Below are 16,691 nucleotides of genomic sequence, written 5' to 3'. Positions count from 1 at the left end.
ACGACTTGTTTATCTTACCAAACTACGAAGGGCTTGTCAAGCATTCTTTTGAAGAATTTTCAAAAGAATCGACTGTTGTCTCAGTCGGCATAAGAGGAATTTCCCTCACAACTTCTTAAGTATACTATGGTATATGAAGATTGTCAAGACAGATTGCCCTTATTTTGTACACTAATTTTCAAAATAGCCTATACCATTTCATCTAAGGCATCACAACAGCAAACGGTTATGGTGTTGACGATGGTTTCTACTGTCGACGCCCGTGACAGGTCCATGACCGGTTTGGAGAGTCCCTGCAGCAGCGGACCTAAAACGGTCACCCCGGCAACGTGTTCCAGCATCTTGCAGCAGATGTTCCCCGTATTCAAATCGGGAAAGACCAGGACATCGGCCCTTCCGGCTACGGGAGAGCGTGGTGCCCACTCTTTGGCATACGATGGAATGAGGGCGATATCGACTTCCATTTCGCCGTCAAACTCAAAATCGACGTTGCGGTCGCTTAGAATCTGGACGGCTTTTCGCACCGTATCGGCACCGCTGCCCCGTTCACTCCCCATCGTCGAATACGACAAGAGGGCCACTTTCGGCGAATCGATCTGCAGGGTTCGCCGCGCCCGATCGACACAGCTGCAGGCGATATCTGCCAGCTGGTATTCGTCCGGAGTCGGGATGACGTCACCGTCGCCGGCGACCAGGACTCCATCATGGCCAAACTGCATCATGTCGGTCAGAAGGATAAAAGAACTACTGACCGTATCGATGCCTTTACGGGTACCGATAATCTGCAGGGCCGCATGCAGAACTTCCGGCGCCGGCGTTTCTAATCCAGCAACCATACCGGCCGCTTCTCCGGAAGCGACCAGAAAGGCACCAAAATAAAGGGGCGTCCGTAAAAAGCGCCGGCTTTCTTCGATGGTCATCCCCGATACCCGCCGCATCCGCGCATATTCTTTGGCAAAGCGATCGAAAGACGCATGGTCTTTCGGATAGATCAATTCAGCCCCTTCTAAGTCCAATTGGTATCGAAGGGCTAATTCCTGAATGTCCTGCCTTTTCCCAATCAATACCGGAATGGCCAATCCGTCGGCCAAAATCCGGTCGGCCGCCTGCAGTATCCGAAGGTCGCCGCTCTCAGGCAGAACGATTTTTTGTGGATTTGAAGCTGCCCGCCCCTTCAAAGACGTCATATACCGATTCATAATAATCCCTTCCGCATCAAGTGTATTGATTTTATTATAGGAACAGATGCCTAAGAAAGCAAGGTCGAAAGCACAAAATAGCCCCCGTCACTATGGACGAGGGCTGTCATATCATTAAGAGGCTGGTCTAAACATCGTTCATTTAATAAGGGGTTGGACCTTATCTTCTTTTCCCAAAAGGTAATGCTTATTGACGTACTGCGTATGAAGTAGGGCTTCGGACAGATCGCCCAGCGGTTCTCCCAAGAACTTTGCATACAGGGTCTGCAGTTCCTTATTTTCCCAGCTGGCCCGAATCGATTTTTGGGCATCCATCTGGTATAGTGCTTCAATGCGGGCACGCTTAGCCGGGATTTCGAGGGGCAGCTGCGTTCGTGGCTGACCGCCGCCGCCAATACAGCCGCCGGGACAAGCCATGACTTCGATCAAGGCATATTTTTTCCACGAATGCTTTTCTTCCATTAAATTGATGAACCGACGGGCATTGGCCAATCCGCTGACAGCGACGACACGGATGATGTCGTTGTCCAGGGTGACGGCCGCTTCTTTCACCCCTTCAAGGCCCCGTACGGCCTCAAAGTGGAGGAAATCTTCCTCGGCCGGTTTATGGGTCTTCAAGTAAACGAGCGTCCGGAGAGCCGCTTCCATCAATCCGCCACTGTTGCCAAAGAGGTCTCCGCCGCCGGACGATTCGCCAAAGACCGTATCGTAAGCAGCATTTTCCAGCGGATCAAAGTCGATTTTTTTCTCTTTGATCCAGGTCGCCAATTCCCTCGTCGTGATGGCGTAATCGGTATCGCGCATGTCCGGATGCTGCCAGTAACGGCCGGCAGCATTCTGTTCCGGCCGAAAGATTTCCGCCTTCTTTGCCGTACAGGGCGTAACCGAAACGATGACCAGGTTGGAAGGATCGATATGCATGCGCTTGGCAAAATACGTCTTAATCATCGGGCTGAGCATGCTGCTCGGACTCTTACCAGTCGACAAGTGAGGAATCAGTTCGGGGAAGAAGATTTCCGTAAATTCAACCCATGACGGACAGGCACTCGTAAACTGCGGCAACAGCTCTTTCTTATTGTCCATACGGTATAGGAGTTCCGACGCTTCTTCCATGATGGCTAAGTCGGCTCCGAAGTTGGTATCAAAGACGTAATTCCCACCGAGTCTGCGCAAGGCTGAAATCATCTTCCCTTCCACATTTTCGCCAAAGGGACGTCCAAAGGCATCGCCAAGGGCAACGCCGACGGCCGACGACGTTTGAAAGACGACGACCTTATCCGGATCGTCGATGGCTTTTTGAATCTCCGCCCGCTGTGATACGGTCGTCGTCGCCCCGAACATGCAGGTCAGCGAACACTGGCCGCAGTGGACACAGATAGGGACATCGCCCGTGCTTTCTAAAGAGTAATATCCCGTCATAGACATGACTTCGGCACAGCGACGACGACAGAGGGTGCAGTTCCGACATTTTTCTGGATTAAACTGAATCGAAATATTACGATTTTCAACGGCGACCCGACTATCGAGTTGTTCAAAGCGACTGGTAAAGGCCATGTCCCGCTTCTTTTCAGCCTGCATATAAATGGCATCACTGCAGCAGATGGCAATGACATCAGTAATGCCTTCGGCCGTACAGCCGCGGGACAGGTCCATAACCGGTTTCGCCAGCCCTTGAAGAAGCGGTCCCAAGGCCGTAGCACCGGACAGGTGTTCCAAGACTTTATAACAAATATTTCCGGACACGAGATTAGGAAATACCAGGACATTGGCCTGACCGGCAACGGGAGACCCCGGCGCCTTCTGGCGGGCAATCCGCGGTACGAGGGCTGCATCAGCCTGCATCTCGCCATCAAATTCAAAGTCGACGTTGCGGTCCCTTAGGAGACGGACGGCTTCGCGGACGCGTTCCACTTCGTCGCCGGCGCCGCTGCCCATAGTCGAATAGGACAGAAAAGCCACTTTCGGATCAAGGGTCTGCGCCGTCCGCCGTGCCCGTTCTACACAGCTGACGGCAATATCGGCCAGCTGCTGCGGCGTCGGTTCGATGACGACACTGCAGTCACCGATGACGAAGATGCCGTCATCGCCAAACTGCGGCTTATCGGTAATCATGATAAAGGAACTGCTGACCGTCGACAGGCCCGGATGAGGACCGATGACTTGGAGAGCCGCACGAATGACTTCCGATGACGTGGCAACAGCTCCGGCGACCATGCCGTCGGCAATGTCGAAGGCGACCAGACAGGCGGCAAAGAAAATATAATTGGTCAGCAGGACTTCTCGCGCCTCGGAGACGGTCATCCCCTTTTTAGCCCGCCGCTTGGCATAATATTGGCAGAAGGTATCCAGCATGGGATACGTTTCAGGATCGATGATTTCGATACCGTCCATGTCGATCTGATATTCGGAGGCGACTTCAACGCTGTTCTGCGGCCGCCCGATCAGAATCGGCCGGGCAAAGCCTTCGGCCTGGACCCGTTCTGCAGCCTGCAGAATCCTGCGGCTTTCCGATTCTGGCAGGACGATCTTCTTTTGTTCTTTCGAAACGCGGCGTTTCAAATTATTAATAAAGCGCGACATAGGACAACACCTCACATCTTTCAATACACGTTCAATTGGCTAAGTATAGTATAGAACAAAAAGAGGATCTCTGCCCATTTTCAAATACGAAAGGCTCTATTCTACGTTTAAAAAGCCGTAAGACACGACAAAAAAAGAGCCGCCCCAAAGGGCAGCTCCTTTATACAGACTGCGTAGTCCAATTATTCTACAGTAACGCTCTTAGCCAGGTTACGCGGTTTATCGACGTCGTTGCCGCGGCTGACGGCGATATAATAAGCCAACAGCTGCAAGGGAACGATAGCCAGGATGGAAACGACAAAGTCATCTGAGGTCGGAACCTTGATCAAGGTATCGACGGTATGAACGACTTCCGTATCGTCGTCCTGAGCAATGCCGACGACAAAGGCATCGCGGGCTTTAACTTCCTTAATGTTGCTGATCATCTTGCCTTTGACTTCAATCTGTGTTGCCAAGGCAATGACCGGAACACCGGCTTCGATGAGCGACAGCGTGCCGTGTTTCAATTCACCGCCGGCATAGGATTCAGCGTGAATATAGGAAATTTCTTTTAATTTCAAAGCGCCTTCCATGGCCAGACCGTAATCCATGGAGCGGCCGATGAAGAAGACATCTTCTTTATCTTTAAAGGCATCGCACAAGCCTTTGATCGTGTCGACTTGGTCGAAAATTTTCTGGCACTGATCGGGGAGTTTTTCCAGATGAGCCAGGATTTCTGCTTCTCGGTCAGCCGGCAGTTTGCCGTTCAAGCGGCCCATGTAGAGGGCCAAGAGGAGCAAGGTTACCAGCTGCGTCGTATAAGCCTTCGTCGAAGCAACGGCGATTTCAGGACCAGCCAGGGTATACGCTACCTGATCGGCTTCACGAGAAATGGACGAACCGACGACGTTGGTAATGGCCAGCGACCGGGCACCGCGGCGTTTGGCTTCTTTCAGAGCGGCCATGGTGTCAATCGTTTCACCGGACTGGCTGACGACGATGCACAGGGTCTTGCTGTCCGTCAAAGGATCGCGGTAACGATATTCCGATGCGATGTCGACTTCAACGGGAATGCGGGCCAATTTTTCAATGAAATACTTGGCCAAGAGACCGGCATGATAGGCCGTACCGCAAGCCGTGATCAAGATCTTGTCGATGGACTTCACATCTTCCGGCGTCCAGTTCAATTCTTCAAAGGAAACGTGCTTGCCGCCATCGACAATGCGGCGGCTCATCGTATCTTTGATGGCTTTCGGCTGTTCATAGATTTCTTTGAGCATGAAGTGTTCAAAGCCGCCCTTTTCAGCCGCTTCGGCATCCCAGTTTACTTCAAAGACCTTCTTTGAAATCGGGTTGCCTTCCAGATCCGTCACCCAGACCTTATCCTTCATGACGATGGCAATTTCGCCGTCATTCATGATGTACGTCTTACGGGTGTAGCTGAGGATGGCCGGAATATCCGAGGCAATATAGTTTTCCCCGTCTCCCAGGCCGACGATCAACGGATTGTCCTTTTTGGTGCAAATGATTTTATCCGGTTCAAATTTGCACATGAAGACCAAGGAATAGGAACCGCGCAAAAGGGTCAGCACCTTACGGACCGTACGGGTAAAGTCACCGTCATAAAGGTCTTTGCAAAGGTGAGCAATGACTTCCGTATCCGTTTCCGAACGGAAGTGGTACCCTTTTTTGAGCAGGTCTTCCTTCAATTCCATGTAGTTTTCAATGATCCCGTTGTGGACGATGACGAAATCGCCATTTTCATCCGAATGAGGATGGGCATTGATGTCCGACGGGCCGCCGTGCGTTGCCCAGCGGGTGTGACCGATGCCGGACGTCCCGGTAACGGGATGTTTCTTGACTTCTTCCGCCAAGTTTGCCAGCCGGCCCGCTTTTTTGCGAATAGCAATAGCACCGTCATGATAGACGGCAATGCCTGCCGAGTCATAACCGCGGTACTCCAGCTTGCCCAGACCATCCATTAAAAAGTCTGCCGCTTCTCTGTCTCCGATGTAACCTACAATACCACACATAGTTATATCCTCCTGATATAAAGTTATTTCCTTCTTATGATGAAGTTATCGACAATGTTACCACTGTAATTTTCCATCATATGACGACTGAAGGTGCCGAGAGACATCCGCTGACAAATTCGATACTTCTCTACCTCGTCTACCTGAAATCAACTCATTCAGGTACTAGCGCTATCCATTATTACGTTAAGGATTTCCAAACGCCTGTATATAAAAACAGGGAATGGAGCTCAAGGAACTCCATTCCCACACTTTAATATATTTGCAAGGTTTTGTCAATACTTACTTCGAAGGGCCCATTTCGTGTTCGACGACAACGGCGATATCATCGACGATTCGTTCCAATTGTACCAGGTCCGGTCCTTCTGCCATGACACGGATGAGGGGTTCTGTCCCCGACGGGCGGACAAGAATGCGACCTTCATCGCCCAGTTCTTCTTCACCGGCCGAAATAGCGGCCATGATGAGGTTATTATCTTCCCAGCCCGACTTCGTCTGAACGCGAACGTTTTTCAAAATTTGAGGATAACGGGTCATGAGGGCAGCCAGTTCGGATAAGGGTTTATTCTGCTGTTTCATAATGCTCAGCAGCTGAACAGCCGTAAGCAAGCCGTCACCGGTCGTGTTGTAATCGAGGAAAATGATATGCCCCGACTGTTCCCCACCGAGGGAATAGCCGTCTTTTCTCATTTTTTCCAAGACGTAGCGGTCGCCGACAGCAGTGATTTCCGTCTTGCAGCCCATTTCTTTCAAGGCTTTGTGGAAGCCGATGTTGCTCATGACCGTACCGACGACGGTATCCTGTTTGAGGCGGCCTTCGGCCTTTAATTTCATGGCACAGAGGAGCATGATCTGGTCGCCGTCCATGTCCTGTCCCTTTTCGTCGACGGCCAGGCAGCGGTCGGCGTCACCGTCGTTGGCAATGCCGATGTCGGCCCCGTATTTCAAGACCGTTTCCTTCAGGCTGTCGAGGTTGGTAGAACCGCAGTTTTCATTGATGTTGATGCCGTTCGGCTTGTTATGGATGGCAATGACTTCTGCCCCCAGCCGTTCAAGGATTTCCGGGCCTAAAAGGGACGCCGAACCGTTAGCACCGTCATGAACGACCTTAAGGCCGGACAGGTCGATATCCGTCGATTTGCAGATAAAATCGGCGTACTCCTGCTGTAAGTCGGTCCAGGCGGAAATCGTACCGATAGCAGCCCCGGTCGGACGGCTCTGAAGGCCGGCCCGTTCATCCTTCAGCATATACTCTTCGATTTTATCTTCCATTTCATCCGGCAATTTATAACCAAAGCCGTCGAAAAATTTTATGCCGTTGTATTCGAAAGGATTATGAGACGCCGAAATCATAACGCCGGCATCCATATGATGCGTTCTTGTCAGGTAGGCAATGGCCGGAGTCGGAATGACGCCTGCCATGTAGCAGTCACCACCAGCGGATGCGATGCCGGCTGCCAGGATATCGGCCAGCATGGTGCCGGAACGGCGGGTATCCCTTCCGATGAGGAAGGTCGGGTGTTCTTTATTCTGCCCAAAGATATAGGCAGCGGCTCTGCCCAAATGATATGCCAATTCCGGGGTCAACGAGTCGTTAGCAACGCCTCGTACTCCATCTGTTCCAAACAATCTAGCCATTTACTTTACCTCCAAAGGTTGATATTTACGAATGATTTCGACAGCCGTTTCCAAGCCGTCCAAATAGGCGCTCATAATGCCGCCTGCATACCCGGCCCCTTCACCGACCGGATAGAGCCCGGCTGTATCGAGGGCCATACGGTCGTCACCGCGGACGATGCGCACCGGGGCACTGGTCCTTGTTTCGACGCCGGTCATGACGACGTTGTCATCGTCAAAGCCGTGAAGACGCCGGCCAAAGTACGGCAGGGCCTCTGCCAGGGTCGCCGTAACAAAATCCGGCAGGACGTCATGCAAATCGGCCCAGGTCACGCCGGGGCGATAGGTATGGATGGCGCCTTCGGCAGCAGCACCGGGACGCTTCAAGAAAGAACCGACGGTCTGAGCCGGTGCATGGTAGTTGCTCCCGCCGACCTTATAGGCCAGTTCCTCATAGCGGCGCTGAAATTCGATACCGGCCAAAGGCCCGTCGCCGCCCATGTCGTCAGGCGTAACGTTGACCACGACGGCACTGTTGGCAATGCCGCTGTCCCGCTTGTAAAGACTCATGCCGTTGGTGACGACCCGCCCTTCTTCTGAAGCGGCTCCGACGACGACGCCGCCAGGGCACATGCAGAAAGAATAGCACGACCGACCGTCGGGACTGTGGTAGACCAAGGCATAATCGGCCGGTTCAAGGCCGAGTTCTTCAGCCGGGCAGCCGTATTGGTCGCGGTCGATGACATCCTGCGAGTGCTCAATGCGCACGCCGACGGCAAAGGGCTTCTTTTCCAAGACGACACCTTTGTCATGGAGCATGTAATACGTATCGCGGGCACTGTGACCGACGCCCATGACGACGACACTGGCCGGATATTCATCTTGTCCATTGATCGTTACCGACTTGACCTTGCCCGCTTCGTCACGGTCAATGGCCGTGACACAGCTTGAAAAGTGGACTTCGCCGCCCTTGGCTTCGATCATGTGGCGCAAATTTTTCACGACTCGCCGCAAGACGTCCGTTCCCACATGGGGATTATAGGCATACAGAATTTCTTCCGGTGCGCCGGCGTCGACGAAGGTCTGCAAAATCTGCCTCAGCAGGGGATGATTGATGCGCGTCGTCAGTTTGCCGTCAGAAAAAGTTCCGGCACCGCCTTCCCCAAACTGGACGTTCGATTCCGGCTTAAACGCCCCTCCGCGCCAAAACGTTTCCACGTCTTTCGCCCGGGTATCGACGTCACAGCCTCGTTCAAAGACCAATGGTGCATACCCATGTTCGGCCAGGGCCAAAGCAGCCGCCAGTCCCGACGGGCCCGTACCGATGACGATGGGACGGGCGCCCAGGGTTTCACTCCCGGGAATGATTTCCGGTGCCGGCGTTTCTGCGATTTGGCGCACGTCCTTATTATCACGGCACCGTTTCCACACCTTCTTTTCATCGACAAAGGACACGTCGACGGTAAAGACAAAATAGATTCGCGGTTTCCGGCGGGCGTCGATAGCCCGGCGAACGATGCAGATGCCGGAAATATCGCTGCGGCTACACCGGAGTTTCTTGGCAATCAGCGCTTCCAAAGGCTTTTGCATCGGTACGGCCGTGCGAATATTCAATACTCTAAGCACAAAGTTTCTCCTTTTCTACTCACCATTTCGGATATGGAGGTCGGCCTCGACCTCATCAGGATACATATTGATGCCGTCTACAGGCGGGATGATGACCTTCCACGATTTTTCTTCCTTCATATTTTCAACGTTAATGTCCGGCAAATCGATGGAACTGATATTGCGCAGCGTATCGGCAGAGCCCCTGATTTGGATGCTCGTCGGCTGAATCGTCAATGTTTTCGTTGCCGTCTGGCCGGTTATATTGACGTTTAAGGGAACGCTCTTAGACATGGCATCATGGCCAATGGTCACTTTGACATTGCTCTGCCACGGCGTCATTTCAAGTCCCTCAACGGGTGAACCTTCAGCATCGTACAAGTGAATCGGTGCCATCAAGGCAAAATCGCCGTTGCGCTGGTTGACCGGGACTTCGATGACGGCCTGGTTGACCTGTTGGATCAGGCGGCGAGCGCCACTGACGACGACCTTTTCCGGAACGATTTTCAGTTCACTGATAAAGTCTTTTTCATCTAAGTTGCCGACGATATGCGGCGTCAGTTTAAATTCTTTGACCGTGTAGACATCGACGGTTATCTTCGTCGACGTCATGCTTTGTTTTTTCAGCTCCGTCCCGCTCGGTATTTCGACGTGAATCGGCACGTCGACCGTCCCTTCCTGGACGTCGGACAAATCGATGTAGGCCTTGATATCCGAAGGCCCTACGTTGATGATCGTATTGCGCGGCCCCGAAAGGCGGACGTAGACCGTCTTGGGCACATTCGACGTAATATATTGAGAATTGAGGTTTTCAACGGTAATAGGGACGGTATAACTTCCCTCACTGAGCGGATTTTGTTCGTTGATGATGACGAACCACAAGACGATAGCCAAGAGAAAGCAGATGATTTTAAGCTGCCAATTTTTATCAATCTTGTTCATGTTAGGGCCTCCATTTAAAGATATTCGCCAGGCCCTGAGGTGTCCGGGTCAAGAAGGTTTTCAGCACATTGCGCAAGGCATTGCCGTCAAGATGGCGATAAATGTGGCCGCCGTAGGTATAAGAAATGGATCCCGTTTCTTCACTGACGACGATGATGACGGCATCGGTCAACTCGCTGATGCCGATAGCCGCCCGGTGCCGCGTCCCCAATTCCGTCGACAAGGACCGATCGGCGGTCAACGGAAGGAGGCAGCCGGCTGCCATAATACGGTTTTCACGGATAATGACGGCCCCGTCGTGAAGGGGCGTATTGGGAATAAAAATATTGCCCAAGAGCTCTTGTGAAACGAGCCCTTCAATGGCAACCCCAGTGTCGATATAGTCGTTAAGGCCGACTTCGCGTTCAAATACGATGAGGGCCCCGGTGTGCGTCTTTGATAAGGACTCACTGATCGCTACGATTTCGTCGATGAGCCGTTCCAGTTCTTCCATGCTGATGACCTGGCCGGAACGAAATAAACGCCCCCGCCCGATCTGTTCCAAAGCCCGGCGTAATTCGGGCTGAAAGACGACGGGAAGGGCGACGAGGATGACCGTCATCCCCTGCTGCAGCATCCAATTGATGACGTGCAGGTCGAGGACCTTACTGACCACGGTAACGACGCCCAGGACCAAGAGCCCCTTGATGAGGGCGACGGCCCGCGTATTGCGGATCAGAATGAATAACTTATAGAGCACAAAGGCGACGAGTAAAATATCCAATATGTCCAGCAGTCGGAAACTGCTGATGAAACCTTGAAAAGGCAAGTACATAGGGCTTCACTCCAGGCTATATAAAGACAAAAAATAAAATAGGTACTTTTATTTTACAATATTTTAGGCATAAAAAAAAGGGCTGTCCGTAAACGCCCTCTTGACAGCCAAATTTGAGCCGTCCTTATGGGGGACGGCCCTCCTATTGAGCTAAATCTTATAATGTTTCTTCACCGGGAACGGCAGCTGCCGGTTCCTTGGCCGCGCCTTGATGAACCAAGCGGAATTCCTCTTCCTGTTTAGCCAGCATTTCAAAGTCGATGGACTTCAATCGAGCCGCCAAGTCGCGCTGAATGTCGGCAAAGGCAGCATAAATGGAACACATATTGCTGCAGCCGCGGCTGCACGAATCCATATCATTGAGACAGCGCTGCAATTCCGTCTGCCCTTCCACGGCTTCGATGACATCGAATAAGGTGATGTCCTTCGGAGCTCGCTGCAAGGCGAAGCCGCCTTCTACACCGCGATAGGATTTCATGATGCCGGCCTTGGTGAGGCTACGCATAATTTTTAACAAAAAACGTTCTGGTATATTCTGTTTTTCCGCCAGCGCTGCGCCGGTAATTTTTGTGCCTTCCGGGAGCCCCGCCAAATAAAGGACCATGCGGAATGCATAATCCGTAGCTTGATTCAATCTCATAATGCTACCCCCTTACATCTTTCACTCACATTATACAATAAAAGACAAAAAAAGTATAGTTTTGGTTTTCATATTCATCATGATCTCAGCATATTTTTCTGCCAAATCACCGGCGCCCAGTCACGTTCCGCCTAAAGAAATCAATAAAAAAAACTCCCTTTAAAGCAGGACAAGATCGTACAATTCCTCTGCCTGCCTCAAAGAGAGCTTTCAACATACCTTCACCCCTTATCGGCCGGCCTCAACCGGTTCCTCAAAGGAGCTGAATGATTTCAAAAATAATCGCCGACATGGCCGCGCTGATAGGAATGGTGACTACCCAGGCGACCAGCATGCTGCGGGCTACACCCCAGTGAACGGCACGGACACGTTCGGCCGAGCCGATCCCCATGATGGAACCGGAGACGACATGGGTCGTACTGACCGGAAGATGGAGAAAGGTTGCCATAAAGATGACCATCGACGAATTAAGGTCAGCGGCAAAGCCGTTGATCGATTCCATCTTGAAAATCTTGGTCCCCATCGTCGAAATGATGCGCCAGCCACCGGCTGACGTACCGAGCGCCATAGACGTCGCACAGGCGATCTTTACCCAGACCGGGATTTCCATGGTATCGATATAACCGCCGGAAAGTAGGGCCAAGGCGATGATCCCCATGGCTTTCTGGGCATCGTTCGAGCCATGAGAAAAAGCCATCAAACTGGCCGATACGAGCTGCATCTTGCGGAATTGACGATTCAAGGCCAACGGCGAATAACGACGGACGACCCACAACAAGCCAATCATGACAAAATACCCCGTAGCCAGGGCCACGACGGGGGATAGAATCAAAGATAAAATAATTTTCCCGATACCGCCCGTATCGAGGGCAGCCGGGCCGACGCTGATACAGACAGCGCCGATGACGCCGCCGATCAGGGAATGGGATGAACTGCTCGGGATGCGGTAATACCAGGTAAGAACATTCCAGATAATCGAGCCGATGAGGGCTGCTACGATGACGTCCAAACTGATTTCAGACGGATTTAAAACTAAATCGCCGCCAATCGTCTTGGCGACGCCGGTACTGATCATAGCCCCGGCAAAATTAAGGCAGGCTGCCATCATGATCGCATGACTCGGAGAAATGGCCCGTGTCGATACGCTGGTAGCGATGGCATTTGCCGTATCGTGAAACCCATTAATATAATCAAACAAAACGGCCAACAAGACGATGGCCCAAATTAACCAATGCTCAGGCATATTTCAATACGACCCTTCTGAAGGTGACGACGAGATCTTCACACTCGTCGGTTACATCTTCGACAGATTGAAGAATTTCTTTCCACTTGATAATTTCCACAGGATCCTTGCAGTTCTTAAACAGATTCGCCATTTCTGCATGATAGAGATCATCGCATTCTTGTTCCAGTTTGAGGACCTTCTTGCTCCTGGCTTCGACCTTCAAATAATTTTTCTTGAGGTCTTTCATGTAGCCGATGGATTTGCAGATTTCTTTCATGGCCTTGGCGGCAATCGTCGCCATCTCCTTGGCCCCGTCCGTCGCTTCTCCGACTTGGTACATGCACATCTTATCCATAATTTCACTGATATTATCGACCGTCGCATCGAGCTGGTCGATAATCTGCTGGATATCCTCCCGGTCCATGGGGGTAATGAAGGTCTTTTGCAGCCGCTTCATCGTCTCCATGACCAACGCATCAGCCTGATCGGCTAAGGCGTCGATTTTTTCCAGCGCCGTTTCTTTCGATAGGTCCCCATTGATGGCCTGGCTCAAGATTTCAGCCGCCTCATGGCCTAGTGCCGCATGCTGGTCCAATAACGAAAAAAACTTTTCTTCCTTGGGCTTTAAGTGGAATGCCATAATCATCGATCTCCTTATCGCATAGATAAAAATAAGCCTTCTCAAAATTAACGAGATTCTTTCATAACCTTTACATGGCTTTACAATAAATTATATCATATGCCCTGCCTTTATTCTACAAAAGGAGTCCTTTTTCTGAGCAAGGCAAGTGCAATCTATGCATTCTAAAGATGCTGTCACCATTCAAACGGACAAAGTTAAATTACTTTAAATTGCCCCTATACCGGTCGTAAGCTATACTATAATGAAGGCATATTGAGAGAAACCATGAACCCATAGGAGGTGAGCACATGGATTTTACACCTCGCATGCAGCAGATTTTACGGCGCTTATTGAAGGAGCAGGACTATCTCTCCGAACAGGCCCTGGCCGATGATCTCGGCATCAGCAAGCGAACGGTCCAGCGAGAACTGGAAGGGACTGAAAAGGCGCTGTCCTCATATAACCTGAAACTGGTCCGGCAAAAGCGGGCCGGCATCTTACTAGAAGGCTCGGATACGGATAAGAATGAGCTGGCAGAAGCCCTTTCGGATACGGACGCCATGGACTTCAGTGATAAAGATACGCGGCGGCGCTATCTGCTCTTTGAGCTCTTACGCGACCGAACGCCGAAAAAACTGCTCTATTACAGCACCTTGCTCGGCGTCAGTGAAGCGACGGCCGCCTCGGATTTAGAGTCTTTATCTCCCTGGCTTGAGAAGAACAATTTAAAGGTCCTGAAAAAACAAGGCTACGGCGTCTTACTGACCGGCACGGAGAAAGATTATCGCGAAGCCATGCACCGCTTCATCAGTGAAACGACGAGCGCCGACGCCTTCAAGGATTTACAAAACGCCGATGAATCCTTATCGAAGGCCTTGGCCCATATCACCGATACCGGCGTCTACCAACTGCTGAACACCCATACGATCGAACGCGTTTACGACGTGCTCAAAAAAATGGACGAAAAAAAAATCCGTCAATTTACGGATACGGCAAAAATCGGCCTGATCATCCACATTGCCATCGCCGTCGAGCGCATTGCCAAAGGACAGCCCGACGAGATGGACGACGAGGTCATCCCCGTCATTGAAGATAGTGACGATGCCGATCTGGCCCGACGGATCGTGACCGCCATGGAAGCAGAATTCCAGCTTACCATGCCGCCCATCGAGGCTTCTTATCTCCTCCTTCACATCAAGGGCGCAAAAATCCGCTATCACGACAGCGACCTTTGGGATCTCCCCAGCAACGTCGATGAATCGGAACTCTTACGCCTCATCGACGACATGATTGAAGCCTTCGACACCCGTCTGGCCTATGACCTTCGCTGTGACGACGAATTTCTCCAAGGCCTCTTCGTTCATCTGCAGCCGACCATCATCCGGCTCCAGCACCATTTAAACATCATCAACCCCATCCTCGACGATATCAAGCGTGAATACGCCGACGTCTTTCAAAAAGCCAAGCGGGCGGCCAACGTCTTGTCCCTGGCCTTACAGACGCCGGTATCGGAGGATGAAGTCGGCTACTTGACCATTCATTTTGGTGCCGCTTTAGAGAGGATCAAAGGAAACGAAGCCTTCACGCGAAAAGTGTCCATTGGCATCGTCTGTGCCAGCGGCTTTGGCATCGCCCGCCTGATGATGACGAGACTGCAGAACAAACTGCCTAAAAATGTACAACTTCAGGCCTATGGCAGTGATGCCGTAACCGAAGCCGTTCGAAAGGAAACGGATTTCTTCGTGTCCAGTCTGCCCTTATCGCTGCCCGATGCCGATGTCCTCTTCGTATCTCCCCTGATTTCACCGTCTGAGCTCCATCGTATTGAAGGCAAAATCGAAGAGTACGCTCATGTCCCTAAAAAACAACCCGCCGTCGATAAACCGACAGGGGACGATTTTATTTCTACCTTAGATAAAACGCAGCTCCTGTCACAGGAAATCGCCGGCATCCTGCGACAGTATCAGCAGTTCACACTGCCCGAAAAAGCGACCTTTGCCGAAGCCGTCCATACCCTGGCTTCGGCGGCCACGGAAGAGGAAGAACTTTCGGCCCAACTGTTTGACGCCATCATAAACCGTGAACGGCTGAACAGCCAGATTTTCCCGGAACAAGGCTTTGCCCTGCTCCACTGCCGCACGACAGCCGTAACCCAGTCCCTGTTCTATACGGCCGTTCCTGATGGAAGCACGTTTACAGACCCTTATTTTCACGGCATTTCCACGATTTTATTCCTGGTCATGCCCCAAGACGAACAGAGCCAGCTCCACACCGACGTCCTCGGCTCCATCAGTAGTGCCCTGGTCAGTGATCCCTCTTTTGCCCAGGCCATCCACGGCCATGATGAAGAAAAAATCCGCGGCCAGCTGCAGCGGATTTTAAAGGCCTACTTTGCCCAGGCCCTCGGATTATAGATAAATATACTGTCGTAATTTTTTGAGATAAGAGCGGCCAACGGGGACGGGATCCTTTTCCTGCCCGCGGAGAATCAATACATACTGGTGATTGAACCAGGGTTCGATTTGCCGAACCTCATCGATATTGACGATATAGTTACGGTGACAGCGGAAGAATACCGATTCTGGCAGGCGCTGTTCAAATTGAATCAGGCTGAAATGCGTGGAATAGGTCTTCCCTTCGAGGGTAACTAAAAAGGTCCGGCGCTTTTCCGCATAAATCAACCGAATATCATCCGATGCAATGAGCTTGATCTTATCGCCTTCATTGACGGAAAACCGCCGTGCCCGCAGCGAAAGGGTATCGCTTTCTTTGGAATCAGCCACAGAAGAATCTTCTCTCGGAGAAGATTCTTTTTTTATGTGCAGGGCCTTGAACTTTCGGACAGCCTGCGCCACTTCCCCTTCGGTCACGGGCTTGACTAAATAGTCCAGGGCCGTCAGCCTCAGCGTATGGGACACGAAATCGCGTTCCCCGGTCACAAAGACGAGATCCGGTTTGGGCCCATCTCCCCGCTGAATCGCCTCGGCAATGGCAAGACCGCTTAGGCGCGGCATTTCAATCGTCAGGAAGACGAGGTCCGGTTTATATTCGGCAAGGCAGGCTGCTGCCAGTTCTCCTTCATAACAAATGGCGGCGACAGTCATATCCGGGGCCACCGTAAGCAGGCACTTTTTTAATCGGGCTGCCATGAGCGGCTCGTGATCAATAATTACGACTGAAAAACCCATATTATCGTCTCCATTCCTTCGTTTTGTTCTTATTATACCACATCCCGGGACGGCGGCAGAGACCGCTCAGCCCAGATAGATACTGATTCCTTCACGGTTGTCATCTTTAATGTGGACAAAGTTAAATTACTTTTAATTGATTTCGGTATGTACGGAAGGTATACTGTAACCATCAAGAGAGCAGCACAGCGCAGTCCGGAGTGCCGAGTCCTGCTCCGTCAATGGAATTTATGGTTACAAAATTGGA

The 16,691-nt window shown here is 51.6% G+C and carries 12 protein-coding genes; 1 reads left to right on the top strand and 11 read right to left on the bottom strand.

Features of this window, described 5'->3' with window-relative positions; genetic code table 11:
• Positions 1 to 188 precede the first annotated feature (188 nt).
• The 10 genes from HMPREF3201_RS00825 to HMPREF3201_RS00780 all read right to left on the bottom strand — a co-directional run bounded on the left by HMPREF3201_RS00825 (position 189) and on the right by HMPREF3201_RS00780 (position 13,274).
• Positions 189 to 1,199 carry a phosphate acyltransferase gene (locus tag HMPREF3201_RS00825; RefSeq protein ID WP_062411279.1) on the bottom strand — a complete coding sequence of 337 codons (1,011 nt, stop codon included), beginning with the start codon at positions 1,197 to 1,199 and terminating at the stop codon, positions 189 to 191.
• Positions 1,200 to 1,337: 138 nt separating this feature from the next.
• A complete protein-coding gene (gene pta / locus HMPREF3201_RS12085) occupies positions 1,338 to 3,779 on the bottom strand; it encodes a phosphate acetyltransferase (RefSeq protein ID WP_072271976.1) in 2,442 nt (813 codons plus the stop codon).
• 182 nt (positions 3,780 to 3,961) lie between these two features.
• On the bottom strand, positions 3,962 to 5,791 hold the full coding sequence (gene glmS, locus HMPREF3201_RS00815) for a glutamine--fructose-6-phosphate transaminase (isomerizing) (RefSeq protein ID WP_062411278.1): 1,830 nt from the start codon (positions 5,789 to 5,791) through the stop codon (positions 3,962 to 3,964).
• A gap of 282 nt (positions 5,792 to 6,073) precedes the next feature.
• Complete coding sequence (glmM, locus tag HMPREF3201_RS00810; protein WP_062411277.1) at positions 6,074 to 7,429, bottom strand: phosphoglucosamine mutase; 1,356 nt, start codon at positions 7,427 to 7,429, stop codon at positions 6,074 to 6,076.
• Complete coding sequence (locus tag HMPREF3201_RS00805; protein WP_062411276.1) at positions 7,430 to 9,034, bottom strand: NAD(P)/FAD-dependent oxidoreductase; 1,605 nt, start codon at positions 9,032 to 9,034, stop codon at positions 7,430 to 7,432.
• A 15-nt stretch (positions 9,035 to 9,049) separates the two neighbouring features.
• Positions 9,050 to 9,955 carry a CdaR family protein gene (locus HMPREF3201_RS00800; RefSeq protein ID WP_062411275.1) on the bottom strand — a complete coding sequence of 302 codons (906 nt, stop codon included), beginning with the start codon at positions 9,953 to 9,955 and terminating at the stop codon, positions 9,050 to 9,052.
• Between the two features lies 1 nt (position 9,956).
• On the bottom strand, positions 9,957 to 10,769 hold the full coding sequence (gene cdaA / locus HMPREF3201_RS00795) for a diadenylate cyclase CdaA (protein ID WP_062411274.1): 813 nt from the start codon (positions 10,767 to 10,769) through the stop codon (positions 9,957 to 9,959).
• Between the two features lie 157 nt (positions 10,770 to 10,926).
• Positions 10,927 to 11,409: an RrF2 family transcriptional regulator gene (locus HMPREF3201_RS00790; RefSeq protein WP_062411273.1), complete on the bottom strand. Its 483-nt coding sequence runs from the start codon at positions 11,407 to 11,409 to the stop codon at positions 10,927 to 10,929.
• A gap of 253 nt (positions 11,410 to 11,662) precedes the next feature.
• Positions 11,663 to 12,652, bottom strand: coding sequence for an inorganic phosphate transporter (locus HMPREF3201_RS00785; RefSeq protein ID WP_062411272.1), 990 nt, complete (start codon positions 12,650 to 12,652; stop codon positions 11,663 to 11,665).
• Positions 12,645 to 13,274 carry a DUF47 domain-containing protein gene (locus HMPREF3201_RS00780; RefSeq protein ID WP_062411271.1) on the bottom strand — a complete coding sequence of 210 codons (630 nt, stop codon included), beginning with the start codon at positions 13,272 to 13,274 and terminating at the stop codon, positions 12,645 to 12,647. Before HMPREF3201_RS00780 ends, HMPREF3201_RS00785 begins: the two co-directional genes overlap by 8 nt.
• A gap of 290 nt (positions 13,275 to 13,564) precedes the next feature.
• On the opposite strand from HMPREF3201_RS00780, the gene HMPREF3201_RS00775 reads away from it, so the two are divergent.
• Positions 13,565 to 15,670 carry a BglG family transcription antiterminator gene (locus HMPREF3201_RS00775; protein ID WP_062411270.1) on the top strand — a complete coding sequence of 702 codons (2,106 nt, stop codon included), beginning with the start codon at positions 13,565 to 13,567 and terminating at the stop codon, positions 15,668 to 15,670.
• Here HMPREF3201_RS00775 and HMPREF3201_RS00770 read toward each other — a convergent pair.
• Entirely contained in the window at positions 15,665 to 16,444 is a 780-nt protein-coding gene (locus HMPREF3201_RS00770; protein ID WP_062411269.1) for a LytR/AlgR family response regulator transcription factor, read from the bottom strand. The two genes, HMPREF3201_RS00775 and HMPREF3201_RS00770, sit on opposite strands and share 6 nt — an antisense overlap.
• Between the last annotated feature and the right edge of the window lie 247 nt (positions 16,445 to 16,691).

The organism is Megasphaera sp. MJR8396C (assembly GCF_001546855.1).
Taxonomy (GTDB): Bacteria; Bacillota; Negativicutes; order Veillonellales; family Megasphaeraceae; genus Megasphaera.
The sequence above is the reverse complement of the archived record's forward strand: the minus strand, read 5'-3'. Positions and strand labels throughout refer to the sequence as shown.

Coding starts and splice junctions, on each gene's coding strand:
- HMPREF3201_RS00825 (WP_062411279.1), bottom strand. CDS start 1,199: ATGAATCGGTATATGACGTCTTTGAAGGGGCGGGCAGCTTCAAATCCA.
- pta (WP_072271976.1), bottom strand. CDS start 3,779: ATGTCGCGCTTTATTAATAATTTGAAACGCCGCGTTTCGAAAGAACAA.
- glmS (WP_062411278.1), bottom strand. CDS start 5,791: ATGTGTGGTATTGTAGGTTACATCGGAGACAGAGAAGCGGCAGACTTT.
- glmM (WP_062411277.1), bottom strand. CDS start 7,429: ATGGCTAGATTGTTTGGAACAGATGGAGTACGAGGCGTTGCTAACGAC.
- HMPREF3201_RS00800 (WP_062411275.1), bottom strand. CDS start 9,955: ATGAACAAGATTGATAAAAATTGGCAGCTTAAAATCATCTGCTTTCTC.
- cdaA (WP_062411274.1), bottom strand. CDS start 10,769: ATGTACTTGCCTTTTCAAGGTTTCATCAGCAGTTTCCGACTGCTGGAC.
- HMPREF3201_RS00790 (WP_062411273.1), bottom strand. CDS start 11,409: ATGAGATTGAATCAAGCTACGGATTATGCATTCCGCATGGTCCTTTAT.
- HMPREF3201_RS00785 (WP_062411272.1), bottom strand. CDS start 12,652: ATGCCTGAGCATTGGTTAATTTGGGCCATCGTCTTGTTGGCCGTTTTG.
- HMPREF3201_RS00780 (WP_062411271.1), bottom strand. CDS start 13,274: ATGGCATTCCACTTAAAGCCCAAGGAAGAAAAGTTTTTTTCGTTATTG.
- HMPREF3201_RS00775 (WP_062411270.1), top strand. CDS start 13,565: ATGGATTTTACACCTCGCATGCAGCAGATTTTACGGCGCTTATTGAAG.
- HMPREF3201_RS00770 (WP_062411269.1), bottom strand. CDS start 16,444: ATGGGTTTTTCAGTCGTAATTATTGATCACGAGCCGCTCATGGCAGCC.